The following is a 14,929-nucleotide window of genomic DNA, read 5'->3' on the forward strand; positions in this document are numbered from 1 at the left end:
AACCATGAAACAGACGATGATCCTCGCGGCTCTCGCCGCATCCTTTTTGGGGGCAGGGGCCCCGGCGCAGGCAGGCTTCTATTTTGAGGGGCTTATGCCTTACACAGAAGCGCCCAACTGCAATGATCCCTATGCCACCACTTGCGGCCGTTACGGGCAGGTGCCTCATGAGGGCGTCAACCTGAAGAAGCCTCAGCACCTTGGCGATGCGCCCACACGTCCCGCACGGGTTCATGAGGTCAAGCCGGTGAAACCTGCTGTCCGCTATGAGACACGGGAAGGCTTGGACAAATGAGCGACGCGGGGGAGCGTGAAAAGACGGTCGAGATCATGATCTCCGACGTGGGCGAGATGCATATTGTCTTGCGCCCACGTCTGCCATTTCTGGTGGAAGGATACCGGATCCTTGAGAAGCAGATCGAACTCTTCGGTGAGGGCGAGCGGCTTGGCCTGGATATCCCGGAAGAGTTGGTGACCGAGGCCCTTGAGGCCGACCAGGCGCTGGTCACCGAGTTCCCCCGCACCGGTGCTATGCCGGTGCGTGAGACGGATATTCTGAAACAGTAAACCTTGCCGTTTTCGCAAGCTGCGCACAGTCTTGCAGAAACGAGAGGCGCCGCCTCCCAGACTAGCATTATGAAAAGGGGACCTCATGTCCAATGACAAGGCGGCCGAACGTCAGGCCAAGATCGACAGTATCATCAAGAACCTCGCGGGCTCGGCCATGGGGATGGACATCCTGATGAAGTCCCTGCGGGCTTCTGGCCTGTCGCTGATGAATATCATCGATTCCGGCAAGTTCCCCACGGTCACAGACCCCGAGCGCCTGGCGAATGCGAAAAAGGGTATCGTTATCGATACTGAAACAACGGGTCTCGATCACAAGACAGACGAAGTCATCGAACTTGCCATGGTCGAGTTCACCTATGACGAACATGGAATCCTTGCGCTGGGCAGGGTCTATGACGAGTTCAATGAACCGAAGAAGGGTCCAATCCCGGATGAGGTCGTCGCGCTCACCGGCATTACCAATGAGATGGTCAAGGGTCACAGCATCGATCCGGCCGAGGTGAGGGAGATCGTTGCGGGCGTTTCGATCGTGCTGGCACATAACGCGGCTTTCGACCGCAAGATGTGCGAAGCCAACTTCCCGGACTGCGGCTTTGATCAGGTCGACTGGCACTGCACCGCCAATCAGGTCGAATGGATCATGCGTGGCAAGAATGGCCGCTCCCTTGAGGTGCTCGCCCTCTCTGAAGGGTTGGTCTACGGCTCCCACCGCGCCAACTCCGACTGTCTGGCAACGGCCTTTGTTCTGAACAGCAAAGACGAGAACGGCCGGTCAGCTTTTGCCGAGATGCTGGAGCGTGGCAATGTCCCGTCGATTTTCCTCATCGCCGAAAATGCCCCCTTTGACCGCAAAGATCTGCTGAAGGAGCGCGGCTACCGCTGGGCGGCCGACGGATCAGAAGCCTATGGCTACAAGGCATGGCATAAAGAGATTCCAGGCGATGAGGCTTCTCTCGCCGCGGAGGCTGAGTTCATGCGTACAGAGGTCTATAAGCGCGAGGTTGCCCTGCCATGCTACCATGTAGCGGCTGTGAGCCGTTACACAGACCGCAAGCCAGGCAAGAAGGAGTTCTTCCGCACGGCAGAGGTCAAGTCACTGGAAGAGGCCTCTCAGCAGCGCAATCTTGAGGCTGAGCCGACCTTTGATCTCTGAGTGTACTCTCAGTCCTCGCCAGATATAAAAGACCCAGCACTCAGGTGCTGGGTTTCCCTTTGTATCGGGAGGCATCTGTCATAGCCTTCGCATGTGATGAGTTGGGGGTTGCGATGTTGAGGCTGGGCTTGATTGGCGTGATGGTGGCGACCCTCATGGCGGTGGCACCGCCTGCGATATCGCAGGATAGGCCCTACCGCCTGGTCTGTTTTGAGGAAGCTGGGCTGCACAAATCTTTGGATGGCGTGGTCAACGCACAGCAATTCCTGCGCAATGATTCAACTCTGAGAAATGGAAGCTGCGCCTTCGCACAGATCCCTTCAGGATCAACCGCACGCTATCTGGGGATCCATGCAAGCCAGCAGGGGTTTCTCTACCCTATCTACCGGGTGGCCTATGCCACCACCGGTCAGAGAATGTATGCGGCGGATGGGATCTTCCGGGCGGACCAATGGCAGATGCGCAGATTGCGCGGCACCAACCAGCAGGTCATCATCCCGCGTCGATGCGATGCACTCGACGGCTTCGTCAATGCCTCTGGACGGGTCCCTCAGTACATCTCTGTCCCAGCCCTTTGCGAAGTGCAGATTATCGAGTGATTCCTCTCAGGCTCCGAACTCAAACAGTCTTGATGAGTATCTCTCCACGAGGCAGCTCAGATTATCTCCGCAGGCATTCCGTCGCCCCAACCAGGCGCGCTGGGAGGTGAGAAAGTCGCGCGCGCGGTAGGCACCTGCGTTCCGCTTGTAGTGGAAATACAGGGCTGACATCGCCCGGTCAGCCGTCCAGAGGTCTGGCGTTGCGCAGATCGTTCTTTCGGTGCGCGTCGCTGCCTTTGCGCAGTCAAAGCTCGGCCCGCTGATGCCCGTGGGCAGCCCCTGACGTCGCAGGTTTTCTTCGGTGGAAAGGCACCAGCGCACGGCGCCCTTATCCTTGATCTCCGCTTTCGTTCTGTCGGAAAACTCGCTCAACAGCGGCACGAAGGTCTCGCCTCCGAAGATGTCATGGCCTGCGCGCAGGACAGTTTGTGCTTGCCCGCGCCAGAAGCTGTCCTCCACACCAAACAGCACGGCACAATGCGTCACCAGTCCGGCATAATCCGAGACGTTTTGGGTAATGCGCCGCGGCGTCGGGCGCTCTGCAGGCGTAATGGCCCCACCGGGGTTCTGGATATAGACATCGATGCTCAGGGCCTGAGCGATCTCCGGCGTGATGGGCAAAAGATCATCACTGGGGCCCGCGAAGGTGAAATAGCCCACCGCATCATAGCTAAGGCCAAGCTCGTTCAGAAAGGCGCCGATCTGGGCATTGGCTTGTCCCGATTCAGAGGCCTCGCTACCCCCATTCGCGTCACTGCGCAGGCGGTAGGCGGCATGCACGCTGATCTGAGCCTCGGGCGACATGTAGCGGCGCACCCCGGCCACCCAGATCACAGCACAGATCGAGTGGCAGCCGGGCCCCTCCAGAACCAGGGTGGTGTAGCCTCGGATCGCGATTTCAGCGCCGATCGACAGGCCCGTGGTCACATGGCCTCCGGGCGATTCCAGATAAACGATGGCGCGCGGGGTCTGCTCGGCAATCTCATAGAAGCGGTCGTCATCGCCCGGCTCAATGGGACCGCGTATCAGAATTGCTTTCTGATCAGGGGAGAGGCCGGGGACAAAATCAATCTCTGCGGCCTCCGATGCGCCAACCAAGCCGAAGGCACAGATGCTGAGAGACAGCAGAAGGGGGTGAATGCGCCGCATGGTGAGCTCCAAATTCATCAATTCAATGAAATTGAGTTACCATGCGACCGTGGCTAAAAGAAGGACGACGTGCGATTTCCAACCGCGCCGGGCGCTGCCCAGTCAGACCAGATCCTGCTCCACCTCGAGCACCTGTTTGACCTCATCATCAGAAACATCGCAGCCCGGGCCCTTCAGAAAGTACCAGCGCGCCATCAGGCAAGCTTCGGCCATGCCGTGGTTCTTTTTGACCCTGAAGATGTCCTTGTGCTGTGGGAAAAGCTGCGTGGCATAGGCGCGCGCCAGGGTCTTCACATCCTCATCGGATTTCGCGGAGATCCGGGTGGAACGCTTCCACTGCGCGGGCGTGACGGTCTCGAGTTGAATGCCGCAGGAGCCAATGGTGTTGAGGATCGCCCCAAAGCACATGCCGAAGGTGAACATCGAGGAGACGCCTTGGCCTTTCATGGCGCCCACCTCTTCGACGAGGCCCACATCGGCACCGGCGAGGACTTCCTTGATATGCTGTCCACAAGGACGCAGCAGCCGGCCGACACCGATCACATCGATCTCACCGATCTCGATGAGATGGGGCTTCTGGGTGTCGTAGACAGCGAAGGAGGCAACCTTGCCTGGGTCAAAAGTAGCGATTTTCATTATAATTCCTCTCGGAACACATCAATGCCATTTTTCGCAAAGCACAATCTTTGAGATAAGGTTTTCCACAATCCAGTTAGCATCGAGAAGTCCCCCCCAGAATGGGGGACTTACAATTACATCACCTTTATTCATTTAGATAAGGTGCATTTCTACATCGTTATCGGTGTCGGTATCACCCGATCCATTGTCGTCCGAATTGTTGTCATTAGAGCCTTTATCTGGCTGCAAATCCTCTTTCGTCGTATCCTTAGAATCGTTGCTGTCGGCTTCTTTTTGTATCGTTGGCCTGTCATTCTGGGGTCTCATTTGAGGATTGCGCGCATCACTGGGATCCCAGGTGGGATCGACTTCAGTGTTACCAAGCACCTTACCATTGGGATCCATCAGCTTCTTCTTATTATTCTTCTTTTTGGGTGGAGGCAGGACATCGTTCTTAGCAAGTCGTGTAGGCCAGAAAACATCTACAGAGATGCCGATAAAGCCACCTACCATCCATTTCGCGCTTCCTGTTAGGAGTTGGTTCACCGCATGCTTTAAGCCGCGCTTTATTCCAAATTTGGCCCCCTTCTCCTTTCCAAACTCATACAAGTCGCGGGCGCCGCCAACGAGAGATCCTTTGCGCTCTCTTTGATCTTCGGGGCTTTCTTCGTACGTTTCATCGTTGCCACCGCCGCCACCGCCACTACCGCCGCCGCCGCCGCCAGCGCTGCCACTGCCACTGCCAGATCTACACCGGCCAGAGCCAATTGGATATGGGCAGGACGCATCGAAACCCCTATTTATCTGGTCCTGCGTGATCCTTGGGGTCATCGGGTCATGCCCGAACCTTCGCATAAAGTCGTCGTAGTGCTCCCCATCCGCAAAGCTTGTTGCGCCAGCTGTAGATGCAGCTAGAACTGCACAAACGCTGATATGTATAACAACCTTCTTCATGTCCTTCCCTCCCAGGGTAAGTCGATGACGATAAGGTTTGCTGATATCGAGATTTAAACAATAGAGGCTTCTGTGAGCCATTTAGGATGTTGCAGCTTTGCAATGCTTCAGCCCAGCTAATATCATGCTGGGCTGAAGTGCTTCGCCTTCGGCGATGATATTCCCACCATTCTTCTGAGAATTGCTTTTTGTCTCTCCAATATGTTCAGCTCATTCTTCGCTGAATTGCTCTTCCAGACTTTGCAGACGGCTCTTGATGTAATCCTCGGCTTCTGTGCCCGGCAGCGGCATCGGGTTGATCGAGATCGCCCGCTGCATGATCTCAGCACCGATGTTGCCTTCCGACAGTTCAGAGACCAGCAGGCGTTCCATACGGTTCATCTGGCTCGACATGGCAGTGAACATCGACCCAAGGGTCTCTTTCTTGACGTCGGGCTTCTCGCTGTTGAGGTCAGTGATGCTGCCGGAGGACTTGGCTTCATCCACAGCCTTCTTCTCCTGCGCCAAGAGGCCCACCAGTGCGCCGTGGCGACCCCGGACGGTCTCCGAGGTGGTTGCCTTGTCCAGACCGTCAGAAACAGTCGCTGCGATCGTCTCAGGCGCATTTGCGAGGGCAGGGCGCTCCCGTCCGCTTGCGGACGAGGGACGGCGCTGCTCGCCCAGCTGCGGGCGGCCCCGCGGCGGTACGGCGCCTCGACGGCCAGAGGGGATGTCTTCATCGTCGAGATCCGGCATCTGGTTCATACGGCGACGGGCGAGATCGGACATGTCAGGCCGGGTCGGGGCGGCCTCATCCTTCTCGGTATCCCAATCTGGATCCTCATCATCGTCATCATCAATCTCGATGTCGCTCAGATCCACGGATTCATCGACCCCCAGCACGCCAAGCATGCCAGCCAGCCAAGCGGACTGCGTCTTTTCTGCGTTGATCTTCTTGGTCTTTGCCAGCGCCAGGTCATGCAGGCGTTTGATCTGGGTGATGCTGTCGAGCGGATCATCGGCCACATCCGACATGCGGAAGTCATGGCTGAACTTCTTGGCGACGCGGACATAACCTTCAAGGAAGTCCTCCTCGACGCTCTGATCGAGGCCGGGGACCCGGTCCGTCGGACCACGGACCTTGAGGAATTTATTCACCGAGAAGTTCTCAGCGAAATTGTCGCCGATAAAGAAGGTCGCGGCGCGCACGGTCTTACCGTTGAACAGGAGGTAGAACTGGCCTTCCGAGAGTGATTGGAACTCAGCGACAGTCACCTTGTCGACCTCCTGGAAGGAGGCATCCATACGGTCTTCCCAGTTCACACCGCCCATAGCACCGGTTTTGGCCTGGTAGCCCCCAGTGACGGAGACGGTGGCCTTGCCGATCAGCTGCTGGACGAACTGAATGGTCTTGTTGCCATCCACGGTCTTGCCCACAGCCAGGATCGAGGCGTTGGCCGCCGCGGTTTCGGCGATCTGCGGATCGATGGCCTGCATCGCGGCCATATCCTGACCGGCGACGATAATCATAAAGCCCAAAGAACGGGCCTGGGCCATCATCACGTCGATACCTTTGACCATGTAGTAGCCCGCCTCATCGAGCACCACGATGAAGGGAGAAGGCGCGCGGGTCTGCTTGGCTTCGACAATCTCCTGCTTGGTCCCCTGCAGCGAGAAACCTGAGGCGTTACCCATCATAATCTTCGCCATCGTCACGACGATTTTGCCGCAGTTTTGCATCTCCTCAGGAGCCTTCTGAAGGGCTGGCAAAAGCACCACGAGGATGCGCCGATTGAGCACAACATCGTCCATGTCGATCTCGCCGAGAGGTGTCCGGAAAATGTGGCCGTAACCGTCCGCCAAAGAGCCGAGAGGTTTAGTTAACTGCATGGAAAGAAAGCCATATTGCTCGTTGGCCTTGGTTTCCTGGTTGTCCCCGTTCATCGCTTTGTCGATCGAAAAACCGGGCAAAGTATCGAAGAAACCCTTCATTGCGAGTTTCGTCGCTGTCGACAAATCACCCTTCAAAGCACGCATGTAAAGCTCGATCAAACCAGCCCGTCCGCGCAGCTCTTCCCAAGCTTCTTCGGGGGCATCTTCGAGCTTCTTGATTTTGCGTCCGCCAAGCTTGTCCTTCTCGAACCCCTTACCCAAAAACAGGAAGTCACGAATGGTCTGAACGTTGAGCAGGATTTCCCCGCTGTCGCGCAATTCGCAAAGCCCCATCATCATCGCGGTCACCAGCGAGACGGCACGTGATTTCCACATGTCGTTGCCGCCGCCGGCATCGCCCATCAGCGAGACCACGATGTTCATCAGCTGGTCTGGCGATCCCTTGGCGAAGGGGTTGAGGGTGTTGGATTGGGTGGCTGGGCCACCGGCCGGGGCGTCGGGGTCGCCACCGGGGTCGGTGAAGTTCAAAACGCGCAGATCGTCCTCGCGCCCGAAGCGCTTACAGAGCGTCCAGGAACGCGCGTAGAATTCGGTCGTACCCTTACCATCGATGAACAGAAAGCCTGAGGACCACATCAGGGTTTGGCTTACCACCCCAAGCAAGAGCTCGGTGTTATGGGTGACGATGTGGTTTTCCATGACATAGAGGCCGTCTTCGCGGTCGACTTTGATGCAGGACATCTCCACATCATCCTGCTCATCGAGAGGTTCAACCTCGGTGATCTCGAGTCCAAGATCATTGGGGAACCTGCAGGAGCCAGCGTCAGGATGGAAGTCGGTCATTTCTTTGACCATGAAGAGCACATCCATCTTGGTGCCCGCACCAATGAAGGTGGTGGCGACGCCACCCAGGGACCAGGCGATCTGTTTGATGCTGATCGCATCAGCCCGCGGGAGGCCGCAAACACGCAGACCGTAATCTGTCACCAGACAGGTTGGCGCCTTGGCGCGCAGATAGTCTGACAAGAAATGCCGACGCTCCTCAGGGGTGCCCATGATGGAGGGCATGTAGTCCAGCGCATTCATCCCTTGATCTGCCGCATAGCGCGCATCTGCGCCGCTCATCTGATCGCCAGTGATAGGCTGACCTGTATGGGGTTGGGGCAGGGGCGTGCAGATCTCCATGCTGTCTTTGTAAAGGCCGTGCAGGATGCCCAGATCACAGGCTTCCATGATCTTCCCCTCGAAGGGTGTCTCTACAGGGGCCGTAGCGCCCGGCTTCGAGCGCGTGCGGATGTGCCAAAGGTGATCACGCGAACAATCAGCCGTACGGCCATCCGAAAAGTGGAAGCGCACCGCGGGGATCTCACCCTGCCGGTGGATCGACTGGACCACAGAGGTTCCGCCATCGGGGTGGCAGACTTCCTGACCCGGGATGATGTCAGCATTCTTCATCCAGCCATGGGGCGTGAGTACCAGCGCGTCCATCGGCAAGGATTTACCTGAACCGGTGGTCCCAATGAAGAAGCCATGCCGGCGCGCATCGCCGTTCTCGATCCAAAGCTCCTCGAGGGACTGCTCATCCCGACCGAAATAGAGAATGCCGGATGCGGTGGCGTATTGCCCTGGGCGGCCAGGCTTCGGAGCGCCGTAGTCGGTGCCGCCCCAGTTGATGGGCGCCTTGAACGGCAGACGATATTTGCGCGATGCCGCCCAGATGTAATAGCCCGTGGCCACAAGCGCCGAGAAGATGAAAGTCCAGGGCATGATCAGCATGATCAACGCTGAAAGCAGCATAACGACCATGACCGTATCTGGACGTGTCAGCGTATCCGAGACCTGAGCGCCGATCCCTTTGACAGGACGCCGCATGAAGCGGGAGTCGACGGACTCCGCATCTGTAGGCAGTGTTGGTTGTGATGCGGTAAACTTGGCCATCTTACGTCTCCATCAGAGACGCTGCTGTCTCATGAGAATGTTTGCTGTGGGGGAGCCCACTTAAGATTTCCCGCACAGCCGTGATGAGCCAGGCGGATAAAAAAAAGATTGTCAGGGTGGTGACCGTCACTGAGGATGTGAGGCTGCTTCGAGGGGCAACCACAAGCAGGGCCACGAGGAGAGAAAGCTGGAGTGTCAGTGGAGAGGTGATCCACAGAAGGGCCGACATGCAGGTTGAGTTCTGCTGCCGGCCCTTTGGTGCCCTATGTGATCCCCCTGAGGCATTCATCCCTCTGCCCTCGATCAGTCGTCGTCGTTCATGGTCGAGAGGGTATAGGCGTTGACCACTGCGTCGCGTGCCATCAGTTCAAGCTGAAGATACTGAATGCGGGTATTCACAGACATCACATGGTGAATTTCTTGCAGCCAGGCCTGCTCGCTCATTCCGGCAGAAAAAGTCTCCTGACGGTCGCCTGTAGGAGCGTAGTGCCAGACCGTCATGATATCGAGCTGCTGGAGCTCCGAGATCTTGGACGGGATGGGCCGGTTGTAAGCCGATTGCTCGGCAAGCTTGGCCATCTCATCCCGAGCTTTGCCTTCCATCACTTGGCTGGCCATATTAAGCGCCATCTTGATGGATTCATTTGACGCACCCAGGCGGGTGTCGGTCTCGCTTCGTTTGGCGATACGATCCAGACCCTCAGGGGTGAGTTTCTCGGCTGGGTTGATATCCCGATCGGGTGTCGAGTCCAGACCGTTTCTGACGATGATTTCGGCCACCTCAGCCATTTTCGGATCCGTCAGGTCAATGGAGGGGTTCTCAAGCAGCAGGCTCCAATCTGTGGTGGCGTCTGCTTTGCCACCATAGCCCGCAAATTCGTCCTTCTTGTCGGATATGTGCTTGGTAAGAGTAACGCCGCCTTCCTGAACAGCAGGGTTCTTGCCTTTATACCAATCCCCCACACGCGCTGCGACATCACTGCCATTGCCGGTCGCACCGCCGCCACCGCCGCTTCCCTGGCCGCCAAAAATATCGGCCAACATACAGGCGAAGGGGTTCGGATCGAACGCGCCGCTTTCCGCTTTGGCGCGGAATTCATCCTTCAGCCGGTTGGTGTGGTTGATCTGTGCCGCATCCTCGATGCGCTGGGCGCCTTCGACCTGCATCTGCTGGTAGTTGGAGTTCTCACGGGCCTGGCCCTTAAGTGCTTCGATAAGAAGTTCGGTCTGCAGCTCGATCGAGGTTTTCACCTGCTCGCGCACCTTCTCATTCTCTTTGCTGACATGACTGCGGGTCTTGTTGTGCTGGGCCCTCACATAGGCGGAGCTTACGGCATGAGCCGGCGTGTAGAACACGGCGCTGCCCACGATGCCGACCAAAGCTGTAGTCGTGAATTTTTTCAGGAAAGTTCCCATATCAGTTTCCTCCGCCGATGGAATTCCAGATGTCCTGGATGGCACTCTCTGTGCTGCTTGTGCTGTTGGTCATTACGGTCGTTGGGGGCACGGCGGGGCGAGGGGTGCTCACAACGCTTTCGGTATTCCCGGCCTGATCGCGGTAGCTGTAACTTACTGAGAGCTGGTCGCCCTGATCGGTTGAAGTCACCCGGTATGTCTGCGACGTCGCCCCTGGAATGGGTTGGCCGTTGCTGAGCCACTGGAATTGGCCGGAGCCACTGACGATCCCATCGGCGTCCTCAATGCTGTTTGGGCGTGCGGTGAGTGTCTGTCCAACAAGAGCATCCCCGAGGATGCCCATAGGCCCAGTCGGAGATGAATTCCCATCCGTACTGCCGCCACCTGTATCTTCGTCAGACACATCTGGGTCACCCGTGGTGCCACCTGTGGTTCCACCTGTCGTGCCGCCTGTGGAATCCCCGTTATAGCCAGTGTTGAGCAGGCCGAAGCCATCACCGAAGTCGGGCATCTCAAGGCCGTTTGTGATGTCTGACAATGAGCCTGTAAGGCCCGCGGTGACACCTTCGAATTTCTCCTTAGCGAAGTCGCAGATGGCGCGCTCCACGCCAGAGGACAATGTTTGCACATTGAGGCCGGACTTGAGGCCACCGACAACATCGTTGATCATACCATCGATACTGAACCCGCCGATGTTGCTCCAATCTTGAGAGAAGACGTCGATATTCGCGCCGAGCAGGTCGCTCATGCAAGACAGATCCACGACCGAGGCCGGCGCTTGAATGCTGGCTTCAGCCCGGCGGACACTGTCCTCGATGTTTTTACGCACATTTTCCGCGATCTTATCTTTCGAGGCGGCAGAACATTGATCGGACATCTTGTCCTTGATCCACTGCGTCTGTGCGCCTGCGGATGTGGCCATGGCCATGGCCATGGTCGAGGCAACAGCTACGATTCCGAGGATTTGTGTCTTCTTCATGAGTTATCTTTCCTGCAGAATGAACGATCATCTTGATGGCGATATGCCAGGCAGAGAGGCGCAGTCGCGCGTCTGCCCTTTGCGAATAATATACATGAGCGGCTTATTTCGAGCAAATGCGATGCGGCAGGATCGCCGCGAAACGGCCGATGATATGCTGATTTATGTGGACAATCCATCACCCACCGCAAGTATGCCTAAAAGATTTACCGTTTTGCTTTTCCCATTGAGCTGAACCCACCTGGGTTATTGCGGCGGATGCGCTGGGTCTCGAAATCCTCATAGATGAGGTCGTAGCGACCCGTACGGATCTTCGACTGGATCCCGAAATCATCGTCTTTGATCTCTAGAAGCTTCGCCTGGACGATCCCATTCGACATCTCTTGATGAACAATCAGGGAAATACAGCGCGCCGCAAGTTGCCGCGCCATATCGGGCTCCATCGCCGAGGAGGCAAAGAGGATGAGGGAGGTCAATGCCTGGATGGGGTCTGAGGCGTGGATCGTGCAGAGCACCAGCGGACCTGAGGCGGACATATGCAGCAATTCGCGCGCTGTTTCCGGCGTGCGGATCTCTCCTAGGAAGACGAAACGTGGCGCATGGCGACGCATGTGTTTAATGGCTTCCGCAGGGTCGCGATCGGAGACGTTTATCTGGTAGATCATCCCCTTTCCCTCAGGCACTGCCAGTGGGAACTCAGGCGGGTCTTCAAGCGTGATCCCAACTTCATTGGCATCTTCAACCCAGGTCTGCAGGCAGGCCGCCGAGGTGGTTGTCTTGCCTGAGCCGAAGGAGCCGGAGATCAAAACCAACCCGCGGTTTGTCACGCTTTCTTTCAGCACTTTATAGAGGAAGTTCGGGAGTTTCAGCTCGGAAAGCTTGGGAGGGGCGTTCCCGATGCGCCGCAGGCACCAGGTTTGAAACTCCGGAGCCTTAGCCTCATACGGGTTGGTCCCGGGCGCGTCGGGCTCTGCGATGAGGGCGCCACGATAGGCAACCTCATCATAGACAATCTGGATTTCACGCTCGAAATAGCCACGCTCCATGGAGGCATCATGGATGGCTTTGCGCAGCCCCTCGAGATCCGGCAGCACCATGCGGGGGACCGGGTGAACCCCGTTGATGACGCGCTGATCTACGCCTGTTAGAACCAGACGCCGCGCGATTGGCGCGACCGTCCTGTCCGTACTGATATAGAGGTCATTGAAGTGGTAGTGCGCGAGACGCTCCCCCTTGATCTCGCCTGCCTTAACTTCATTCCCTGCATTCCACATTTACTGCTGTCCCTCTTGTTTTTATTGTTGTTATTCAGGTTAGTAACAGCGGGTCATTGCCATGACGCGCCCGGCGTTTTCAGACACTTCATAGACATCTGCGAGACCGTCAGAAGATGAGCACTTTGCTGCGTTCTCAGCCCGGTAATCTGCTGTGTTGGTGGTGAGAGGGTCAGAAATCGAACTGGTGCAGCGGTCTTCATCGACAAAGTTATACAGACGCACCCGCCAGTCTGATGCGCTTGCGTTCTCAGCATAGGCGCGGACACCAACGGTGGGCAGACCACCGGGGTGGGAATAGGCGGCCGGCACGACGAAGATGCGCGGCTCCATCTGGAAAGCCCCATCGGCGGTCACGGCCGGGCACTGCGGCTTGGGCATTAGGCTACCAGAGGACAGAAGCAATGCGTTGTAGATGCCTTCCGAGAGGTCCTGGTCTCCCATGTCAGTTGAGATGAATCGGTCGGCGGTCAAATCGCCGCTGGTGATCAGGTCTCCAGCAACGATCATATCGCCATTGGCGAGGATATTGGCGCAATCAATAACCGTCGTGCCCTCAACCACCGTGCCGGTGCTGTTATCGCAGGCCAGCCGGGCAACATTGGTAATTTCTGAGAACCTGTCAGGCGTGCCATCGCCATCCGTGTCTACGGGCGCGCCCATCTCAATGTTGTAGACATCCGAGATGTCCGCAAAGCGGTCGGGCAGACCATCGCCATCCGTATCCGTGCCGCCAGACATCGCAATGGTGTTCACGCCTGAGATGCCGGGGAAGACATCGTCGATACCATCGCCATTCGTATCATATGAGTTGAAAACGATCTCGTTATACATGTCGTTGGTCGAAAGACAGGCCAGATAATCTGGTGAGGTGACACTCATACCCGCTGTATCGAGAATCTCGGAGCAGCGCTGCATTGGATCAGGCACCCCATTGCCAGTCCCTGTGCCGGTAAAGTCGAGCGTCGAGAAACGGGACAACGAAATGATATTCGCAAAATGCCCAGTTGTAGGGTATTCCGGGAAATCCACGAAACCTGAAATGTCGAAGGCGAATGTGCCGTAGGATCCACGGGACAGACCTGCTTCCGAAACAAAGCCAGCGGTCAGCTTCTGGGTTCGCACAGCGATGGCGGGCCCTCGGGCCGCAGGAACAGGCTCTCCGCCTGTTGTGACCAAAATGGATTCAATGGTCATTTCATCATTGCTGTTGTCCCGGTCAACGAGATGCGTGTCGATATTGTTATCACCATCTGCATCGATTTCATTCAACTGCATCGTTGCCTGTGGGACGCTCATGTCGAGCGCTGATACAGCGCGCAGGAGCAAAACATAGTTTTGACCGAAAAGGTTTTCGCCCTCGGCAGTGAAGGATTCAGGCAGATATCCATTGCTTGCGAGCTGCTGAACCGGCACAGAAAGATGCGCTTCATCGCCCAGATCTGCGCGGGCGAGCAGCCGCTCACGGATCGCATCGTATTCTGAGGCCACATAACGTTGCGATGCGTTAATCATCATGTTCATGTTTTGGGCGACAGCAATATCTTCCTGTCGTTTTGACTCAGTATTGATCAAGTCAGCGAACATCACGATCACCGATGAGGCGACCGTCAGGTACAAGATGGCTTCAAGAAGCGTGACACCGCGTTTCCTGTTTGCCGGGCTGTTACGGAGAGTTCTTTTGCGGTCGGACATCTGAAACCCTCTTCAGGAATACAGTGGAGTTAGGTTTTTCGCAACGAGTGCTACGAAGATCACTGGGAACATGACACTAAGGAACGTCACAGCCTTCTTTTCAGTGAACTCTACGTCACGAGCCCCATCAGCAACAGCCTCGGGGCGTGACAGAAGTGCTGCAAATCGAGAAGACTTGAGCGCAAGTACCAGCAAGACCGATGTTACCACGAAAATCATTGTCGTTTCCATGGAAATCCCAAAAAGGACGAAGGGAGAGGCCAGGGCCATCAGGTCCGCAGGAGGTGCAAACTTCATTCCCAGCATATCTTGGGGCACCCAGAGTGCGACGCAGATCAAGAAAAGTGCCACACCAAGGCCCAAAGCGATACACGCATCCATGAGACTTTCGATATCTGGTGAAACGAGAAAAATCGCAATGCAGAAGGGCATCATTAGTATGTCAGGCGCCCAGGCCGAAACCCTGTCGATCCAAGCTCCGAGCATCAGAATGGAACCGATAAGAACCATCACAAACTTGCTGTGCGCAGGCAGGTCGGTGAAGATCGTGCTCAGGGCGAGACCCAAGGACCCCACACCGACAGCTATTGTCATATGGCCGAAGTCGAAATCAAATGTCTCTGTCGCACCATCTCTTTTGAGATCGAAGAGTGCCAGATGCGGGAGTGCCAGGATGCAGCACCAGGCAATAAGGAGTGTCATGATGATCATC

13 protein-coding genes are annotated in these 14,929 nt (G+C 56.6%); 4 read left to right on the top strand and 9 right to left on the bottom strand.

The window, feature by feature from the left end:
* Positions 1 to 4: 4 nt before the first annotated feature.
* From ACGYLO_RS18500 to ACGYLO_RS18515, 4 genes are all read left to right on the top strand, one after another.
* The gene (locus ACGYLO_RS18500) at positions 5 to 295 is read left to right on the top strand and encodes a hypothetical protein (protein ID WP_394377132.1); all 291 of its coding nucleotides are present in this window, start codon (positions 5 to 7) and stop codon (positions 293 to 295) included.
* Positions 292 to 567, top strand: coding sequence for a hypothetical protein (locus tag ACGYLO_RS18505; RefSeq protein WP_394377133.1), 276 nt, complete (start codon positions 292 to 294; stop codon positions 565 to 567). The genes ACGYLO_RS18500 and ACGYLO_RS18505 overlap by 4 nt, the downstream gene beginning before the upstream one ends.
* An 85-nt stretch (positions 568 to 652) precedes the next feature.
* A complete protein-coding gene (locus ACGYLO_RS18510) occupies positions 653 to 1,723 on the top strand; it encodes a 3'-5' exonuclease (protein WP_394377134.1) in 1,071 nt (356 codons plus the stop codon).
* A 113-nt stretch (positions 1,724 to 1,836) separates the two neighbouring features.
* The gene (locus tag ACGYLO_RS18515; RefSeq protein ID WP_394377135.1) at positions 1,837 to 2,322 is read left to right on the top strand and encodes a hypothetical protein; all 486 of its coding nucleotides are present in this window, start codon (positions 1,837 to 1,839) and stop codon (positions 2,320 to 2,322) included.
* Positions 2,323 to 2,328: 6 nt separating this feature from the next.
* Here the strand turns inward: ACGYLO_RS18515 and ACGYLO_RS18520 are convergent, their stop codons facing one another.
* From ACGYLO_RS18520 to ACGYLO_RS18560, 9 genes are all read right to left on the bottom strand, one after another.
* Positions 2,329 to 3,471 (bottom strand): ATP-dependent Clp protease proteolytic subunit, encoded by a 1,143-nt coding sequence (locus tag ACGYLO_RS18520; protein ID WP_394377136.1) that lies wholly within the window; start codon positions 3,469 to 3,471, stop codon positions 2,329 to 2,331.
* Between the two features lie 102 nt (positions 3,472 to 3,573).
* Complete coding sequence (locus ACGYLO_RS18525) at positions 3,574 to 4,107, bottom strand: hypothetical protein (RefSeq protein ID WP_394377137.1); 534 nt, start codon at positions 4,105 to 4,107, stop codon at positions 3,574 to 3,576.
* Positions 4,108 to 4,242: 135 nt separating this feature from the next.
* Positions 4,243 to 5,043, bottom strand: a complete 801-nt coding sequence (locus ACGYLO_RS18530) for a hypothetical protein (RefSeq protein ID WP_394377138.1) — start codon at positions 5,041 to 5,043, stop codon at positions 4,243 to 4,245.
* Between the two features lie 210 nt (positions 5,044 to 5,253).
* Entirely contained in the window at positions 5,254 to 8,853 is a 3,600-nt protein-coding gene (locus ACGYLO_RS18535; RefSeq protein WP_394377139.1) for a type IV secretory system conjugative DNA transfer family protein, read from the bottom strand.
* A gap of 303 nt (positions 8,854 to 9,156) precedes the next feature.
* Complete coding sequence (locus ACGYLO_RS18540; protein WP_394377140.1) at positions 9,157 to 10,269, bottom strand: hypothetical protein; 1,113 nt, start codon at positions 10,267 to 10,269, stop codon at positions 9,157 to 9,159.
* A 1-nt stretch (position 10,270) separates the two neighbouring features.
* Positions 10,271 to 11,248: a hypothetical protein gene (locus ACGYLO_RS18545; protein WP_394377141.1), complete on the bottom strand. Its 978-nt coding sequence runs from the start codon at positions 11,246 to 11,248 to the stop codon at positions 10,271 to 10,273.
* A 206-nt stretch (positions 11,249 to 11,454) separates the two neighbouring features.
* The gene (locus tag ACGYLO_RS18550; RefSeq protein ID WP_394377142.1) at positions 11,455 to 12,522 is read right to left on the bottom strand and encodes an ATPase, T2SS/T4P/T4SS family; all 1,068 of its coding nucleotides are present in this window, start codon (positions 12,520 to 12,522) and stop codon (positions 11,455 to 11,457) included.
* Between the two features lie 39 nt (positions 12,523 to 12,561).
* Positions 12,562 to 14,217 carry a hypothetical protein gene (locus ACGYLO_RS18555; protein WP_394377143.1) on the bottom strand — a complete coding sequence of 552 codons (1,656 nt, stop codon included), beginning with the start codon at positions 14,215 to 14,217 and terminating at the stop codon, positions 12,562 to 12,564.
* Between the two features lie 12 nt (positions 14,218 to 14,229).
* Complete coding sequence (locus ACGYLO_RS18560; RefSeq protein WP_394377144.1) at positions 14,230 to 14,928, bottom strand: hypothetical protein; 699 nt, start codon at positions 14,926 to 14,928, stop codon at positions 14,230 to 14,232.
* Position 14,929 lies beyond the last annotated feature (1 nt).

The organism is Sulfitobacter sp. 1A13353 (assembly GCF_043557255.1).
Taxonomy (GTDB): Bacteria; Pseudomonadota; Alphaproteobacteria; order Rhodobacterales; family Rhodobacteraceae; genus Sulfitobacter; species Sulfitobacter faviae.

Coding starts and splice junctions, on each gene's coding strand:
- ACGYLO_RS18515 (WP_394377135.1), top strand. CDS start 1,837: ATGTTGAGGCTGGGCTTGATTGGCGTGATGGTGGCGACCCTCATGGCG.
- ACGYLO_RS18505 (WP_394377133.1), top strand. CDS start 292: ATGAGCGACGCGGGGGAGCGTGAAAAGACGGTCGAGATCATGATCTCC.
- ACGYLO_RS18535 (WP_394377139.1), bottom strand. CDS start 8,853: ATGGCCAAGTTTACCGCATCACAACCAACACTGCCTACAGATGCGGAG.
- ACGYLO_RS18560 (WP_394377144.1), bottom strand. CDS start 14,928: ATGATCATCATGACACTCCTTATTGCCTGGTGCTGCATCCTGGCACTC.
- ACGYLO_RS18525 (WP_394377137.1), bottom strand. CDS start 4,107: ATGAAAATCGCTACTTTTGACCCAGGCAAGGTTGCCTCCTTCGCTGTC.
- ACGYLO_RS18545 (WP_394377141.1), bottom strand. CDS start 11,248: ATGAAGAAGACACAAATCCTCGGAATCGTAGCTGTTGCCTCGACCATG.
- ACGYLO_RS18540 (WP_394377140.1), bottom strand. CDS start 10,269: ATGGGAACTTTCCTGAAAAAATTCACGACTACAGCTTTGGTCGGCATC.
- ACGYLO_RS18510 (WP_394377134.1), top strand. CDS start 653: ATGTCCAATGACAAGGCGGCCGAACGTCAGGCCAAGATCGACAGTATC.
- ACGYLO_RS18555 (WP_394377143.1), bottom strand. CDS start 14,217: ATGTCCGACCGCAAAAGAACTCTCCGTAACAGCCCGGCAAACAGGAAA.
- ACGYLO_RS18500 (WP_394377132.1), top strand. CDS start 5: ATGAAACAGACGATGATCCTCGCGGCTCTCGCCGCATCCTTTTTGGGG.
- ACGYLO_RS18520 (WP_394377136.1), bottom strand. CDS start 3,471: ATGCGGCGCATTCACCCCCTTCTGCTGTCTCTCAGCATCTGTGCCTTC.
- ACGYLO_RS18530 (WP_394377138.1), bottom strand. CDS start 5,043: ATGAAGAAGGTTGTTATACATATCAGCGTTTGTGCAGTTCTAGCTGCA.
- ACGYLO_RS18550 (WP_394377142.1), bottom strand. CDS start 12,522: ATGTGGAATGCAGGGAATGAAGTTAAGGCAGGCGAGATCAAGGGGGAG.